Annotated in this window: 12 protein-coding genes; 1 reads left to right on the forward strand and 11 read right to left on the reverse strand. The window is 59.3% G+C overall.

Annotated features, from left to right (window positions below):
• Positions 1-599 precede the first annotated feature (599 nt).
• Positions 600-1,814, forward strand: a complete 1,215-nt coding sequence (locus P8A25_RS01045; protein WP_215443262.1) for a M20 family metallopeptidase — start codon at positions 600-602, stop codon at positions 1,812-1,814.
• 28 nt (positions 1,815-1,842) lie between these two features.
• Here the strand turns inward: P8A25_RS01045 and P8A25_RS01050 are convergent, their stop codons facing one another.
• The 11 genes from P8A25_RS01050 to P8A25_RS01100 all read right to left on the reverse strand — a co-directional run bounded on the left by P8A25_RS01050 (position 1,843) and on the right by P8A25_RS01100 (position 14,701).
• Complete coding sequence (locus P8A25_RS01050; RefSeq protein ID WP_215443264.1) at positions 1,843-3,006, reverse strand: 3-dehydroquinate synthase; 1,164 nt, start codon at positions 3,004-3,006, stop codon at positions 1,843-1,845.
• Between the two features lie 36 nt (positions 3,007-3,042).
• A complete protein-coding gene (locus P8A25_RS01055; RefSeq protein ID WP_102722098.1) occupies positions 3,043-4,623 on the reverse strand; it encodes a S1C family serine protease in 1,581 nt (526 codons plus the stop codon).
• Between the two features lie 5 nt (positions 4,624-4,628).
• Positions 4,629-6,200 (reverse strand): S1C family serine protease, encoded by a 1,572-nt coding sequence (locus P8A25_RS01060; protein WP_022397724.1) that lies wholly within the window; start codon positions 6,198-6,200, stop codon positions 4,629-4,631.
• Positions 6,201-6,242: 42 nt separating this feature from the next.
• Positions 6,243-7,364, reverse strand: coding sequence for a hypothetical protein (locus tag P8A25_RS01065; RefSeq protein ID WP_102729864.1), 1,122 nt, complete (start codon positions 7,362-7,364; stop codon positions 6,243-6,245).
• Between the two features lie 47 nt (positions 7,365-7,411).
• On the reverse strand, positions 7,412-8,020 hold the full coding sequence (gene leuD, locus P8A25_RS01070) for a 3-isopropylmalate dehydratase small subunit (RefSeq protein ID WP_215443266.1): 609 nt from the start codon (positions 8,018-8,020) through the stop codon (positions 7,412-7,414).
• 19 nt (positions 8,021-8,039) lie between these two features.
• A complete protein-coding gene (gene leuC, locus P8A25_RS01075; RefSeq protein WP_102731266.1) occupies positions 8,040-9,452 on the reverse strand; it encodes a 3-isopropylmalate dehydratase large subunit in 1,413 nt (470 codons plus the stop codon).
• 156 nt (positions 9,453-9,608) lie between these two features.
• Positions 9,609-10,295 (reverse strand): lipoyl(octanoyl) transferase LipB, encoded by a 687-nt coding sequence (gene lipB / locus P8A25_RS01080; RefSeq protein ID WP_102727618.1) that lies wholly within the window; start codon positions 10,293-10,295, stop codon positions 9,609-9,611.
• Between the two features lie 34 nt (positions 10,296-10,329).
• The gene (locus P8A25_RS01085; RefSeq protein ID WP_215458388.1) at positions 10,330-11,316 is read right to left on the reverse strand and encodes an N-acetylmuramoyl-L-alanine amidase; all 987 of its coding nucleotides are present in this window, start codon (positions 11,314-11,316) and stop codon (positions 10,330-10,332) included.
• A 187-nt stretch (positions 11,317-11,503) separates the two neighbouring features.
• Entirely contained in the window at positions 11,504-12,544 is a 1,041-nt protein-coding gene (gene recA, locus P8A25_RS01090; protein WP_022397718.1) for a recombinase RecA, read from the reverse strand.
• Between the two features lie 223 nt (positions 12,545-12,767).
• On the reverse strand, positions 12,768-13,718 hold the full coding sequence (locus P8A25_RS01095; protein WP_102722101.1) for a cell division protein FtsQ/DivIB: 951 nt from the start codon (positions 13,716-13,718) through the stop codon (positions 12,768-12,770).
• A 47-nt stretch (positions 13,719-13,765) separates the two neighbouring features.
• The gene (locus tag P8A25_RS01100; protein WP_022397716.1) at positions 13,766-14,701 is read right to left on the reverse strand and encodes a D-alanine--D-alanine ligase; all 936 of its coding nucleotides are present in this window, start codon (positions 14,699-14,701) and stop codon (positions 13,766-13,768) included.
• Positions 14,702-14,714 lie beyond the last annotated feature (13 nt).

Genomic DNA, 14,714 nt, shown 5'->3' on the forward strand with positions numbered 1-14,714 from the left:
GTTACGTTATGGAAAAAAGATGAAAAGCTTCATGGAACAGTTGTTTCCTTTGATTTATTTCTATAATTACTGGGTACAGTAATATAAGGGAAATCTTCCAGAGCCGCCGCCCCGAGCTTGATTAATACCAGATCGCTTCTGATTAATTTCCAGAAATCTTGAATAGGGTATAGATGGAATCCGTGTTTAGAGTGAACATGATTTCAACTTTTGAGGTATTGTTAGATCGGACGAAAACGGTGATGGTTTCTTTTGCCGATTTTTTGTTGTTAAAAGTACACTCTAGAATTCGAATAATATGGATTTGTAGTTATTTCTTGTTACTGAGGGCAGGAAGACAAAGTTTTTTATTTTCAACTCTCCCATACTTTTTCTTATCTCTTTTGAAATCATCATATAAATAAATTCAATAATTTATATTTAATTTCATGAAAGCTCAAAGGTGGAGAACCTGCAAGGAGTGATTGGCTCGATTTTCCGGAGGTTATTGGCAGGGTTTATGTTTGATCTTTGAAAATTCTGAAATGATGGCACAGTTTTATGGAATGAAAGTCGTTGCGCGTTGTCTGACTAAAAACAGCCCTTCCCGTTTTAAAAACATGCAAATATCATTGTTGACCTTGCTGGTCCTTCTTCTCCAGACTTTTTCGGCCATGGCGCAGCAACCGGAGGTGCAGAGCGCCGCCAGGGACGCCGTGGAGTGGCGGCACCATATCCATGAGAATCCGGAATTGTCTTTTGAAGAATACAAGACGAGCAATTATGTGGCGGATCTGCTTGCCTCGTTCGGCCACATTGAAGTCCTGCGGCCTACGAAGACCTCCGTGGTCGGCATTCTGCGCGGCGGAAAGCCCGGGAAAACCGTCGGCTTCCGGGCGGACATGGACGCGCTTCCCGTGCAGGAGGAGACAGGATTTTCCTTTGCCAGCAAAACACCGGGCGTAAGCCATGCCTGCGGGCATGACATGCACACGGCCATGCTGCTGGGAACAGCCAAGGTTCTTGCCTCCATGCAGAAGGAATTGCCCGGCACGGTGTATTTCATTTTCCAGCCCGGGGAGGAAAAATCGCCCGGGGGCGCCCTTCCGATCATCAAGAGTGGAGTTCTCAAAGGCGTAGACGCCATCTTCGGTGCGCATGTGATGCCCAATGAACCTGCCGGGTCCATCGGCATTCTGCCGGCGGGGGCCGCCTCTTCCTCGTCGGACGGTTTTTTCCTCACCATTCAGGGGAAGGGTTCCCATGGCTCCATGCCGCAGCTGGGCGTGGACCCCATCGTCACGGGCTCTGAAATCGTGATGGCGCTGCAAACGGTCGTCTCCCGCAATGCGACGCCCGGGGACATGGCCGTGATCACCGTGGGAAAATTCCAGTCCGGCAACGCTCCCAACGTCATTCCGGACAAAGCGGTGCTGGGAGCCTCCATCCGTTCCGTAACGCCGGAAACCCGCAAACTGCTGGAAGAACGCACCCGGTCCGTCATCGACCATGTATGCAAGGCCAATGGAGCGCAGTACAAGCTGGATTACGTTCTGGGCTATCCGTCCATCCAGAATAACGCTGCCCTGCGGGAACTGGCGAAGAAGGCGGCCGTTGAAGCCGTGGGTGAGAAGAACGTTTTTGATTCTCCCAGAATACCGGCTAGTGAGGATTTCTCCTATTATGCGCAGGTAGCGCCCACTTATTTCATGACCATCGGTTCCGGGGACGGCCCTGCGAATCACAATCCCGGATTCAAGGCGGACGACGGAGCGATTCTCAACGGAATCAAGGCGGAGGTCCGGATTATCCTGGATTACCTGAACTCCAAATAAAAGGAGGAAGGCAACAACGGAAAGGCCCCTATTCCTGGCTGGAGCAGCGGGCGACCTCCTGCATTTCCCGGATGCATTCCTCCATTAGCGCGGCGTCTATTTCATGGACGTCCTTTCCCCGGCCTATCCCGGTAAGCATCAATACCGTCAAATGGCCGCCAAGGTGCTCACGGAAGGCTTCCAGGCCCTTCAGCACTTCGCATGCGCCATCCTCCGTCCTGCGGGAGAGCAGAGGGTGGAACACGGGCAGTCCCAGGGCTTTCAGTACGGAGACGATTCTTTCCGCCTCCGCAGCAGGCAGCCATCCCTTCCTGACGGAATAAAGGATATCCAGGCACATGCCCACGGAAACGGCTTCCGCATGGCCCAGCGTGTAGCCGGACATGGTTTCCATGTAATGGGCGGCCCAGTGTCCGAAGTCCAGGGGGCGGCTGGAACCCAGTTCAAAGGCGTCTCCACCTCCGGCGATGTGTGAGGCGTGCAGCAGCGCGGAACGCTCCACGGCATATTCCAGCGCGTCCTGCTCGCAGGCGGCCAGCGCGTCGGCGTTCGTTTCCAGCCAGTCAAAGAAGGAGGCGTCTTTTACCACGGCCACCTTCACCACTTCCGCCAAGCCGGCCCTTTTAAGGGAGAGGGGCTGGGAATGAAGGAACAGGAAGTCGTTAAGCGTGGCCCAGGCTACGGCGAAGGTGCCCAGGTAGTTCTTCTGCCCCATAAAGTTGATTCCGTTTTTGACGCCTACGCCGGAATCCGCCTGGGAAAGGGTAGTGGTGGGCACGCGCAGCAGCCGGATGCCGCGGTGGGCGGTGGCGGCGGCAAAACCCGCTACGTCCAGAAACGCCCCGCCTCCCACGGCAATGATGTAGGAATGGCGGTCGATGCCCGCTTCCACAATGTGGCGGAGGGCCTTTTCCCACGCGGCAAAGCCGGTTTTGGCCGCTTCCCCGCCCGGAACGGAACGGCAGCCGGCATAGGCCAGTTCTCCGGCGTTCTTTTCAAAATAACGGTCGATGTCCGCCGGGAGCTGCGGATAAAACCGTTCCAGCCCTTCCTCCATGAGGACGAGGACGCGGCCTCCGGGCCTCTGCTCCATCAGGCTGGCCAGCGCATCGTTTTCCGGACGGAAGGCTCCGTGGGTAAAGCCCGTTCTATAGGGAAAATCCAGCCGGATATTCAGCGTATGAAGGGACATTTCAGAAGGAATGCAATGGAATGGCTCGCGGCTTTCCTAATCCCTGCGGAGCACGGGAACAGCCCTCATCTGGATGAAGCGGTCCGCCTTGGCGGCCTCTTTCTGGGACATGTACATGGTGTACGGCTGCTGGGCCACCTCAATGCGGTGCGTGCCGCCGGGAGCGGGCAGGTCCAGAAGCTGGTTGAGGTGCTTGAGGCTCTTTACCTGGACGCCGTTCACTTTTTCCACAATGGAGGAGTTCATCTGGGCATAGCCCAGCGTGGCCTGGGTGGGCAGCGCCATCAGGAAGACCACGATTTCATCCACGCCTTTTTTCCGGATGTCTTCCTTTTTCTGAATAGCTTCCAGCAGGTTGAGAGGGGGGCGGTTCTTGCTGAGCTTATTGATTTCCCTCATCAGGGCTCCCGTCAGGGGGACGAACACCAGACCTCCGTAAATGCGGTAGGGGGGATTGGAAATAAAGGGGGCCGGATTGATCAGATCCCCCTCCAGCGCGCTCCGGTCAAGCTTGACATCCAGCGTCATGGGCTGGCTGACGCCGTCCTTATCCTTGCGGCGGATGCCCAGCGTGATGGTGTCCCCCGGCATGGCGGAGTCACGGAACAGGACGTTGGCGGAAACGGGGCCCAGCGCGGGGTCCCTGATCAGGCCTTTGCTGTCCAGCGGAATGCCGTTGACGCTTTCCACCACGTCTCCGGGACGCACGCCTGCCTTGTAAAAGGAACCGTAGACAGGCAGTTTCACCACGTAAAAGCCGCCGCCGGTTTCCGGAAGGCCCAGGAACTTGCGGAAAACGGGGTCCGTCAGCTCCGTGACCTGGGTGCCGTCCGCCGGGAAGCCGGTGTAATTGCCGGACCGGGCCTGTTGGAGGAACCGGGAAATCATGGTATGGGTCACGGCCAGCGCCTTCTGGGCGGAAGGATCGCAGCTGGCGCTGAGAGCCACCAGTTTATTATCCCTCATGATGGGGTTGCCTGCGCCGCCTTTCAGAGGCGTGACGGAGGATTTGACATTGTACAGGACAAAAGGTTCGCTGTTGGTGAAAGGGCTGGAGCTTTCCGTTGCCAGAAGGGTTCCGGACGTAGTGATGGGGAGGCCGTCGTCATTGAACTGCCAGAAGGTCACCTTGTCGCCCAGGCGGGGTGCGTTCCCCAGCGTGACGGGCACCAGCTTGTCCAGGAAGGCGGCGTCTGTCTCGTTTTTCAGGCGCAGCAGGGCAAGATTGGCTTCCGGGTCAAAGGCGGTCACGATCACGGGAACCGTTTGGGAGCCGTCCGCGGAGGTCACTTCCACGAAGCTGGCGGAATAAACGATGTTGGCCGCCGTCAGAATATTGCCGTCCCCCAGGTAAATGCCGAAGCCCTGGCTGTACGCCGGGTTTTCCTTGCTCCACGGCTGGACCATGGCATAGCCCTGGTTGGTGGCGTTAATGCCTACCATGGAGTTGGTGGGAGAAGGGAGCTGCGCCGGAGCGGCCGTTTCCTCCACCTGTTCAGGCGGTGTTTCCGGCTGCTGCCCGGGCTGGGGTTCGGGAGCGGTTCGTCCGGCTTCGCGCGGCTGGCAGCCGCCGAGCAGAATCAGGGAACCGAGGGCGAAAAGGGAAAGAATTTTCATGGCGGTTAACGGGCGGGGTTGGTGTTCCGGTCAGGCTGGCGGCCGGGAATGGCGCTGTCCAGACGGGCGTTTTTCGGGATGTTGTAGGTTTTGGAGATGCGCTTGTTGGCCGCCTCCATGGCCTTGCCTTCAAAGATCAGGGGGCGTTCCCCGTTTTTCAGTTCAATAATCACGTATTCCGGCATATTCTTCGGATAAAGGAGTTCGTAGGCGTGGGTGAGGCCCTTGACCTTCACGCCGTTGATTTTTTCCACGATGGCGTTGGAGATGGAGCCGGACAGGCGCGCGTTCACTTCATCGTCCAGCACCTTGGTGATGATTACCATGTCTTCATGGTCCACGCAGCCGCCGTCTTCCTGGTAATCCCGGATATCCAGGGCGACGTCCAGCATGGAGATGTCCGCCGCCGCAAGCACATTGCGCTGGATGGGCTGGAACACCAGGCCGCCGAAGACGATATAGCGGGGCATCTTGTCGTATTCCGCCATCAGCAGATCCTTGGAGAGAGAGGGCTTCATCACCATCTCCACCTTCATGGGCTTGCCGTCGCGGATGATATCCAGCGGGAGCCGGTCATCCTTGAAGCAGCGTTCAATGAGCTCTTTCATGCTGATTTTCTGGCCGTCCAGCTCAATCATGGCGGAGCTGTCCACGTCGTAGCCGTCCACCTTCATCAGCAGGTCCCCGTTGCGGAGCACTCCATCGGCGGAGGAGCCCTTGAGCACTTTGCCGATCAGGACGCCCTTCTCGTCGTCCGGCAGGCCGAACGCCTTGCGCATGGCGGGATTCAGGATGGGCGCGGCCTGGATGCCCATGTCCACGTAGCCGTCATAGACGCCGTCCTTGATGTCCTCCAGAAAGTGGCGGATGACGGGCGTGGGAATCACGTAGCCCGTGTTGTTGGCGTTGTTCAGGCCCTGGAAGGCTACGCCGATGACTTTGTCCCCCATCAGGGCGGGGCCCCCGCTGTTGCCCGGATTGATGGCGGCGTCCACCTGGATGGTCAGGTGCTCCGTGTTGCGGGGGTGGGCATATGTGGTGAAGTCAATGCGGGAGACTACGCCGCGCGTGACGGAAAGCCTGTTGCCGCCGATGGGGTAGCCGATCACCCTCACCTCGTCTTCCAGGTGGGGCAGGTTCTTGCTGAATTCAAAAGGCCGGATGCCCTTGAAGGGCTTGGGGTCGTCCGCTTCCAGCAGGGCCAGGTCCGCGTCATGGGCGATGAATTTGACCCTGGCGGGAATTTTGCGGGAATCCCCGTACATGGAGATGTAAATGCGTTCCGCGTTGCTGACCACATGGGCGTTCGTCATGAAGGCGTTTTCCCCGATCAGGAAGCCGGTGCCGATGCCGCCCTGGTAGCGGCCCGTATCCCATGGAGTGGCGTAGTCCGGCGTCAGGGAATCCACTTCGATCTTCACGACTCCCTTGTACTGGTCATTGATGGAAACGACGGGGCCGGACATAACCTTGTCCACCCCGAAGTCTGAAATGGAAACGGCCGGTTCATCCGCGTAGGAAAAAGCGGCGGCGGCCAGGACTGCACACAGTCCTTGGAGGCAGGTATGGAAGTGCATGATGGTCTGTAGTGAAAAGGTAATGTTGTGAAAGTAAGTTGGTTATAGATTGCTTTTCCGGCTTTGGGTTGCCAGGCTTTCCTGGAAGGAGTTGACTTCCTCCAGCAAGGAGGAAAAACGTTCCGTCACCTCGTCGTCCACCTGGCTGCGGCGGATGTCCAGCGCGGCTACCGTCTGGCGCGTCTGTTCCACGCACAGGGCCATGCGGGCGGCCATGGTGCAGTAGTCCGCATCGTTTTCCTTCTCCTGGAGCAGGCAGGAGAGAATGCGCGGGGTGATGTAGCGGATGCAGTAAAAAATCTGGTTCAGGGGTTCCGGCGGTTCCGTCCGGTTCCTCTGGGATTTGTTGATCTCCCGGCTGAACTGGCGCTGGCACAGGTCCGTCAGCTCCATGACCTGCTGGAAGAGGGGGTGGAACATGCAGGACTGCACTTCCTGGGCCTCCTGTTCGTTGAGGATGTCAAAGAGGCTGAGCATGCCGGTGCTTTTGCAGGAACACGGAGTGCCCGTTTCCTCCGACTGGGCGATGTTGTCAAGCACGTCGTCCCAGCCCATCACAAAGGCCAGGCGGATGTCTCCGGTGGGGTTCAGCCTGTATTTCTGGAACACTTCCTGGTAGGCGATGGCGATGGCTTCCGCCTCCCGCAGGCGCTTGTCCCAGTGGTGGTCGGGCAGGTTGCCGTCTTCCTGGGTATTGGCATAGGTTTTGGACCATTCCTTCACCTGGGTGCGCAGCATCTGCTGGTTCGCCATGATCTGAACCTGTTCCTCGCAGGAATCCATGATCCATTCGGGGAGGGAGACCTTGATGGAAAAGGCCGTGCTTTCCAGCAGCACCATGTCGTGGTGGCTGGTGAACCATTCCAGGTACAGGGAGTTTTCCATGGTTTTCTTCCCCTTGACGGGCATGCGGCGGCTGGCCGTCATGTCCCCCGCCACGCCCCGGATGTTTTCCGGGAGCTGGGTAAGTTCCGCAGGGAGCATCTGGGGGGAGGGGTTCCTGAAATCGACCAGGCATCCGGCCAGATCCTGGAGGCAGTCCCCCTGCAGGGTGATATTCACCGGATGGGGCATCCCCATAAGCTGCAGCGCAAGCTTGACGGTTCCGCGTTCACGGTTGTCCAGCGTGCCGTAGTGGACGTAGTCTGTAATTCTGAAAATCATATGGGGAGGTGGGGGATAGAGGGGGGTAGGGAGAGGTCAATGTTGAATCAGCAGGAGGCTGTTACCTGGGGCAGTTCCGCATTTTTCTTTTCCACGGCATCCATGTTGACAAGCAGTTCTGCAATAGAATCCCAGCGGCCCCGGCTCAGGGCTTCACGGGCTTCCGCCGGCATCCGGATGGGGAAGGAACCTTCCTTCCAGGAGGCTGTCATGTTCAGGAGGTCGATCGTCACTTCCGTTTCCGGATGATCGGAAATGTACCGGGTCAGTGCGGCAATGTCATCCGCGGACGCGTACACGCAAGGGAGGCCGATGCCGGTGCTGTTGCCGAAGAAGATTTCCGCAAAGGATTCCGCGATGACGGCTTTGATGCCGGAGCGTTTGATGGTTTGCGGAGCGTGTTCGCGGGAGGAACCGCAGCCGAAGTTGGAGCCGCCCAGGATGATGGAAGCCCCCTTGAAGCGGGGATCGTCCACCGGATGGGATTTGGACTGTCCGTTTTCGTCAAAGCGTTCGTCCCAGAACATGACTCCCGCCAGCTCGTCAAACGTGATGCACTTGAGGAAGCGGGAGGGGATGATGCGGTCCGTGTCCATGTCCGGTCCGGGAACGGGAACGCAGGTGCCGGTGATGGAGGTGAATTTGGTCAGAGACATAAAGGAAAAAGTTGGAAAGTTAATTCAGGGAAAACACGTCGCGCGCGTCGGAGACCTTCCCGGTCAGGGCGGCGGCGGCCACCATGGCGGGGCTCATCAGCAGGGTGCGCCCGGTGGGGCTTCCCTGGCGGCCCTTGAAGTTCCGGTTGGAGGAACTAGCGCAGAGCTGGTCCCCCTGGAGCTTGTCCGGATTCATGGCCAGGCACATGGAGCAGCCCGCCAGGCGCCATTCAAAGCCGGCTTCACGGAAAATGTCCGCGATGCCTTCCTCTTCACACTGCCTGGCAGTCATCTGGGAGCCGGGAACGGCCAGGGCCCGGATGCCGGGAGCCACACGGCGCCCCTTGATAAGGGCGGCTACTTCCCGGAAATCCGAGATGCGGCCATTGGTGCAGGAGCCTACGAAGCACACCTGCACCGGCAGACCCTTGAGGGGCATGTCCGCGGGGAATTTCATGTATTCCAGCGCCTCATTGATCATCTTCCGTTCGTCGTCGTTCCTGGCGGAGGAGGGGTTGGGCGTGCTGCCGCTGATGCCCGTGTTCTGGTCCGGGGAAATGCCCCATGTCAGCGTCGGTTCAATGGCGGCTCCGTCAATCTCCACGATCTCGTCGTACTCCGCATCCGCATCGGAAGCGAAGCTCAACCAGCGTTCCACGGCCTTGTCCCAGTCCGCGCCGGTGGGGGCGAACAGGCGGCCCTTGATGTATTCCACCGTGGTCTGGTCGGGATTCACGTAGCCGCAGCGGGCCGCGCCTTCAATGGACATGTTGCAGAGGGTCATGCGTTCGTCCATGCTCATGGCGTCTATTACGTTGCCGCCGTATTCATAGGCGAAGCCCAGGCCGCCCTTGGCGCCCAGAAGGCCGATGATGTGCAGGGCCACGTCCTTGGCGCGCACGCCGGGGGCCAGTTTCCCGTTCACGTTGATGCGGCGCACCTTGAGCGGGCTGAGGGCCATGGTCTGCGTAGCCAGCACGTCGCGCACCTGCGTGGTGCCGATGCCCATGGCAATGGAGCCGAACGCGCCGTGCGTAGCCGTGTGGGAGTCCCCGCACACGATGGTCATGCCCGGCTGGGTGATGCCGAGTTCCGGGCCTACCATGTGCACGATGCCCTGGAGGCCGGTGGGGAGGTCGAAAAAGCGGATGCCGTTTTCCGCGCAGTTCCGGCGCAGTTCCTTGATCATGGCGTCAGCCGTGGCGTCCGCGAACGGTTCCGCCTGGTTGTCCGTGGGGATGATGTGGTCCACGGTGGCAAAGGTGCGTTCCGGGTGACGCACGGTTAGGCCCAGGTCCCGGACCATTCCGAAAGCCTGCGGAGAGGTGACTTCATGCAGCAGATGTGTAGCGATGAACATTTGCGTTCTTCCGTCCGGTAGGATGCCGACGGAATGAGCGTCCCAGATTTTTTGGAAAAGTGTTTTCCCCATAACTGGTATAAGCATCCGTCCGTTCGGGAACCGCGTCAAGATGCAAGGACGTATTGCTGACACGGTCTGTGTCTTACAGGAAGTGTTTTTTTGAACATTTCCCCTGCATTCATGGTCTGAAATGGCCGCTTCCCAGCCTTTGGCGCATTTCCGTCTTCAAGGGAAGAAGGATTTTTCATGCTCCCCGGCACACTCTGCACCTTCTGAATTCCGGTGGAATTTTTCCTTCCACAGTGTTGCAAAAGCGTCTCCGAACCGGTCCAGCAGGTCGTCCTTCTGCCCGGATTCCGGCATTTCCTGTTCCAGGCAGGTCATCTGCACGCCCTGGATGCCGCACGGAGTGATTGCCTGGAAGGGGGGCAGGGATTCGCGGGTCACGTTGAAGGCGAAGCCGTGCATGGCAATCCATTTTTTCACCCCTACGCCGATGGAGGCTATTTTGCGGTCCTCCACCCATACGCCCACCAGCCCTTCCCGGATGCGGGCCTGTACGCCGAATTTGGCGCAAGCTTCAATCAAGGCGTTTTCCAGGGCGGTGACGTAGTTGTGCAGGTCCCTGCCGCAGCGGTTCAAGTCCGTGATGGGGTACCCTACGAGCTGGCCGGGGCCGTGGTAGGTGGCCTGCCCGCCACGGTTGATTTCATGAACGGGGAAGGGGAGCGCGGAACCGGGGTGCAGGCTGGCGTGGTCGCGCGTGCGCCCGATGGTATAAACCCCGGCATGTTCCAGCAGAAGCAGGTCATCTTCCCGTTCCGGGTCTTCCTGATGGGCCCGGACCAGTTGTTCCTGAAGTTCCAGGGTTTCCTGATAGTCTGCCAGGCCGGGAATGCGGATGATGTTCATGCTGCGGAGGGGCAACCCCCGGTAAGTGCGGGGCTTAACGCGTTCTGCGCACCTGCTGGCCCAGGGCGGTGCGGTACTGGCGCACGGCGGCGGCCAGGGAGGAGGCCATGAAGTTCTGGTAGCGCTCCGTGGAGATGAGCAGGGCTTCCTGCGGGTTGGACATGAATCCGCCTTCCACCAGAATGGCCGGGTGCTTGATGGTGCACAGCACGGAATAGCGGGCGCGCTTGATGCCCCGGTCAACCATGGAGATGCCTTCCTTGATGGCGAGCGGCCCTTTCAGCATGTGCCCCTGCACGGCTGTAGCCAGGGCGATGTTCATGCTGTCCTGGGAGTTGCCCTGGAGGGCGTCCTGGCGGATGTTGCGGGACATGGAGGAGGAAGTGCCCGCAGGGGCCAGCGTGAAGGTTTCCACCCCGCGGGCGGAGGGGCCGCCGTCATTGAAGTGGATGCTGATGAAGATGGCGTTGCTGTGCCTGTTGGCGATGCGGACGCGGTCCTGGAGGGTAATGAAATTGTCCGTGTCACGGGTCATCACCACCTGGTAGCCCATGCCCTTGAGACGGTCCCGCAGTTTCTTGGCGACGGAGAGGTTGATGTCCGCCTCCCTGCTGATGCGGTTGCGCGTGCCGCTGTCATGGCCGCCGTGGCCGGGGTCAATGACCACCGTGTTGAAGCTGCGGCGGTTGGTGATGTAAGTGGGGCGCAGGACCGGGTCAATGATTTTGTGCAGGTCCATGTTGGAGACCATCAGCCCCTTGGACGGATGGTCCGCCACGGGATAGGAAAGCACGAACTTCATGTTGTTCATGAACATGTCCTGGCTGTGCGCCTGCATGCGTATCTGGATCTTTTCCGGCACTTCGTAAACTTTCTGCCGTCCTTCCGTGCGTTCCCGTGTCAGTTTGTAATGGGTGCGCACCTCGGACATCGGAATGTACTGCACGCCGTTGATGGTTTCCGGGTTCCATCCGAAGGCCGTGGACAGCGTCAGCAGAAACATGCCCAAAACGCCGAGCACGGCTGCAAATGATGTGCGAGAGGTCGGATACATAGGACGATATCGCGTCCAGACTAACGGATTTTTCATGACGCACAAGAGAAAAGTTTCCGTGAAAAATTCTTTTGCGCCTGCCTCCGGAAAGGGAAAAGGCGGCTCCCGGAAGGGGGAGCCGCCTTGAATGAGTGGGAACAGGGAAGGGGCCGGATTATTTGGCCGCCTTCTCGTCCATCTTGGCCTTGACCAGTTCTTCGATTTCCTTGTACAGGTCAGGATTGGACTTGAGGGCTTCCTTCGCGGCGTCCCTGCCCTGGGCGATCTGGCTGCCGTTATAGCTGATCCAGGAGCCGCGCTTCTGGATGATGTCATACTCCATCGCCAGGTCCAGCAGGCTTCCCACGGAGGAGATGCCTTCATTGTACATGATGTCGAACTCGCATTCCGTGAAGGGGGGCGCCACCTTGTTCTTGACCACCTTGATCTTGGTGCGGTTTCCGGCTACGGAGCCGTCGCTGGCCTTGATCTGGCCGATGCGGCGGATGTCCACGCGCACGGAAGCGTAGAATTTCAGGGCGCGTCCGCCGGGAGTGGTTTCCGGGTTGCCGAACATGACGCCGATTTTTTCACGGATCTGGTTGGTGAAGACGCAGACGGTGCGGGCCTTGGAGATGAAGCTGGTGAGCTTGCGGAGGGCGGCGGACATCAGGCGCGCCTGGGCGCCCACCGTGGAGTCTCCGATTTCGCCTTCCAGCTCCTGCTTGGTGACCAGCGCGGCCACGGAGTCCACCACGATGACGTCAATGGAATTGGAACGCACCAGGGCTTCGCAGATTTGCAGGGCTTCTTCCCCGGAGCTCGGCTGGGAGACCAGCAGGTCGTCCAGGTTGACGCCCAGGCGGGCGGCGTACTGCGGGTCCAGGGCGTGTTCCACGTCAATGAACGCGGCCAGGCCCCCGGCTTTCTGGGCCTGGGCGATGGCCGTCAGGGTCAGGGTGGTTTTACCGGAGGATTCCGGCCCGTAGATTTCCACGATGCGGCCGCGTGCGAAGCCGCCCACGCCCAGCGCGCGGTCAATGAGAAGATTGCCGGTGGGGATGACGTCTACTTCCATCTTGACGTTGTCTCCAAGGCGCATGATGGCGTTTTCTCCGAAGTCTTTCTGGATTTGGGAGAGGGCCAGGTCAAGGTTGCGCTTGCGGGCCGCTGCCAGTTTTTCCGCTTCGGGTGATAAAGGTGTTTCGTTGCTCATAATATCGTGGAAAGTATAGCTTGCGCGGCGTTATTGGCAAGTGTTCAATAGGTCTTCGCGGCCTCATTTCCCGTTGAGAAAGAATAGAATTCTGACATGGGGGAAAACCTGTGAAAACCGGGTGTTTCGCTCGGGAGGAATTGAGGAAAATATGGGAGAACGTTCCTGGGAGAAGGCCGGGAACGGGGGAAAACCGCTTCCGGCAGGGGACGCCGGCACGGCGTCATTCCTCAATTGGTTCCGCAAGGGGGATGTCCTCGTAGGAATCGTCGAAAATGACGGGGATATTGTGCTCCGGAATCAGGTTGATGGCGCTGATTTTCCGGTGCGTCTGGCGTGCGTGCCGGAGAGCGCGGGACAGTTTTTCCACCTGGTGCTCCAGGCCGTAATGGCTGAAGGTGGCCTGGCAGTCGTTGGAGAAGCGCACGCAGAAGGACCAGTCGTTGGGCGTGGTGATGGAGACGATGCTGGGCAGGTATTCCGTCACCGTGCCGGAGAGCAGCTCAATCAGCTTCATGGGCGCTTCCAGCTCCCGGATGCCGACTCCGTAGCTGAGCTGGCCGGAGCTGGGCGGCCTGAGCGTGACGGAGGGCATGTGCCTGCCCTGGATGTAGGGCAGGTGGACCTGCTCCATACAGGGGAAGATGACGCCCTCCTTGTCCGCCAGAACGCCGTATTTGGCGTCTCCCGGGTGGACGCCCAGTTCCGGGCAGTCAATCCATGCCACGGGGATGCGCGCGTCAATGTCCACCAGCAGCGTGGGATTGGAGGATATCTGGCGCTTGACGGCCGCCCGGCGGATGGCCGGGCATTTTTCCAGCCGCTGTTCCAGTTCCGCGGCATCCATGGAAAAGATGTTGTCCTTCGGGCCTATCCCCATGACGGCGAAAGCCTGCTCGGAGTTGAAAATGCCGTTGCTTTTCAGCGTGACGGTGTCGATGGAAAGCCAGTCGTACTTGAGGATGTAATCCGTCCAGAGGAAGACGATGGCCCCGATAAGGCCGAAGATGAGCGTGTAAACGGTGACGATGTGGTACAGCTTGCGCCGGAAGAGCCAGAAACGGTAGTTCCTGCCCTTGCGCTCAATGGTTTCTTTTCTGGCCTCCCGTTCCAGCAGGAGCATTTCCGGCCTTTTGGCGGAGCGGGGGACTGGCGTTGTGGCTTTGTGCGACATCGGGGGGTGTGGGATGGGCGACTCCCCGCCCTCTGTCAAATATTACGCTATTTCCGGGGGGTGGCTAGCGATAATTCCGCTATTTTTTCGCAAAGGGCCTCGTAGGACCAGCCGGCGGCAGCCGCCGCCTTGGGGAGCAGGCTGGAGGGGGTCATGCCGGGAATGGTGTTAATTTCCAGCACGAAGGGGGAGTCGTCTACCTCGCGCAGCAGCACGTCCACGCGGCCGTACACCTCCACGCCGGCGGCGCGGTAGGCCTTCAGGGCGGCCTCCTGCACCTTGGCGGCGGTTTCTTCCGGAAGGTCCGCCGGGCAGATGTAGTCCGTGCCTCCGCCCATGTTCATCCACGGGTACTTGTTGCTCAGGTCATAGAAGCCGGAGCGGGGGCAGATGTGGATGACCGGGAGGGCTTCCCCGTCCAGAACGCCCACCGTAAGTTCACGGCCTTGAATGAATTCCTCCACCAGCACGGTGGTGCCGTGGGTAACGGCTTCCTCCATGGCGGGGAGCACGTCTTCCTGCTTGTGGACGATGTGGACGCCCACGCTGGAGCCCTCGCAGGGGGGCTTGATGACGAAGGGAAGGGGAAGGGACGGCATCACGATGCCGCCGGAGCAGTCCAGGATTTCCGCGCGGGGGGTGGGAACCCCGGCTTCCAGAAACACCTTCTTGGATTCGGACTTGTCAAAGCACAGGGCGCTGGAACGGGAACCGGCTCCCGTATACGGAACGCCGCGTTCCTCCAGAATGGCTTGAAGGGCTCCGTCCTCACCGAAGGTGCCGTGAATGATGTTGTAGGCCAGTTCCGTGCCTTCCGGCAGCCGGAAGTCCGGACCATGTACGTCCACCTCCGTTACGTCGGTAAACCCGGCCTGGCGCAGGGCGCCGTAAACGGACTTTCCGGAGACGAGGGATACTTCCCGTTCCGCTCCGGGGCCGCCAAGGAGAAGGGCAATCTTGAGGTCGCGCTTGAGAGTGCTCATGTTGAAATAAAAT

Origin of the sequence: Akkermansia sp. BCRC 18949, assembly GCF_045011645.1 — a bacterium.
Classification (GTDB): Bacteria; Verrucomicrobiota; Verrucomicrobiia; order Verrucomicrobiales; family Akkermansiaceae; genus Akkermansia; species Akkermansia massiliensis.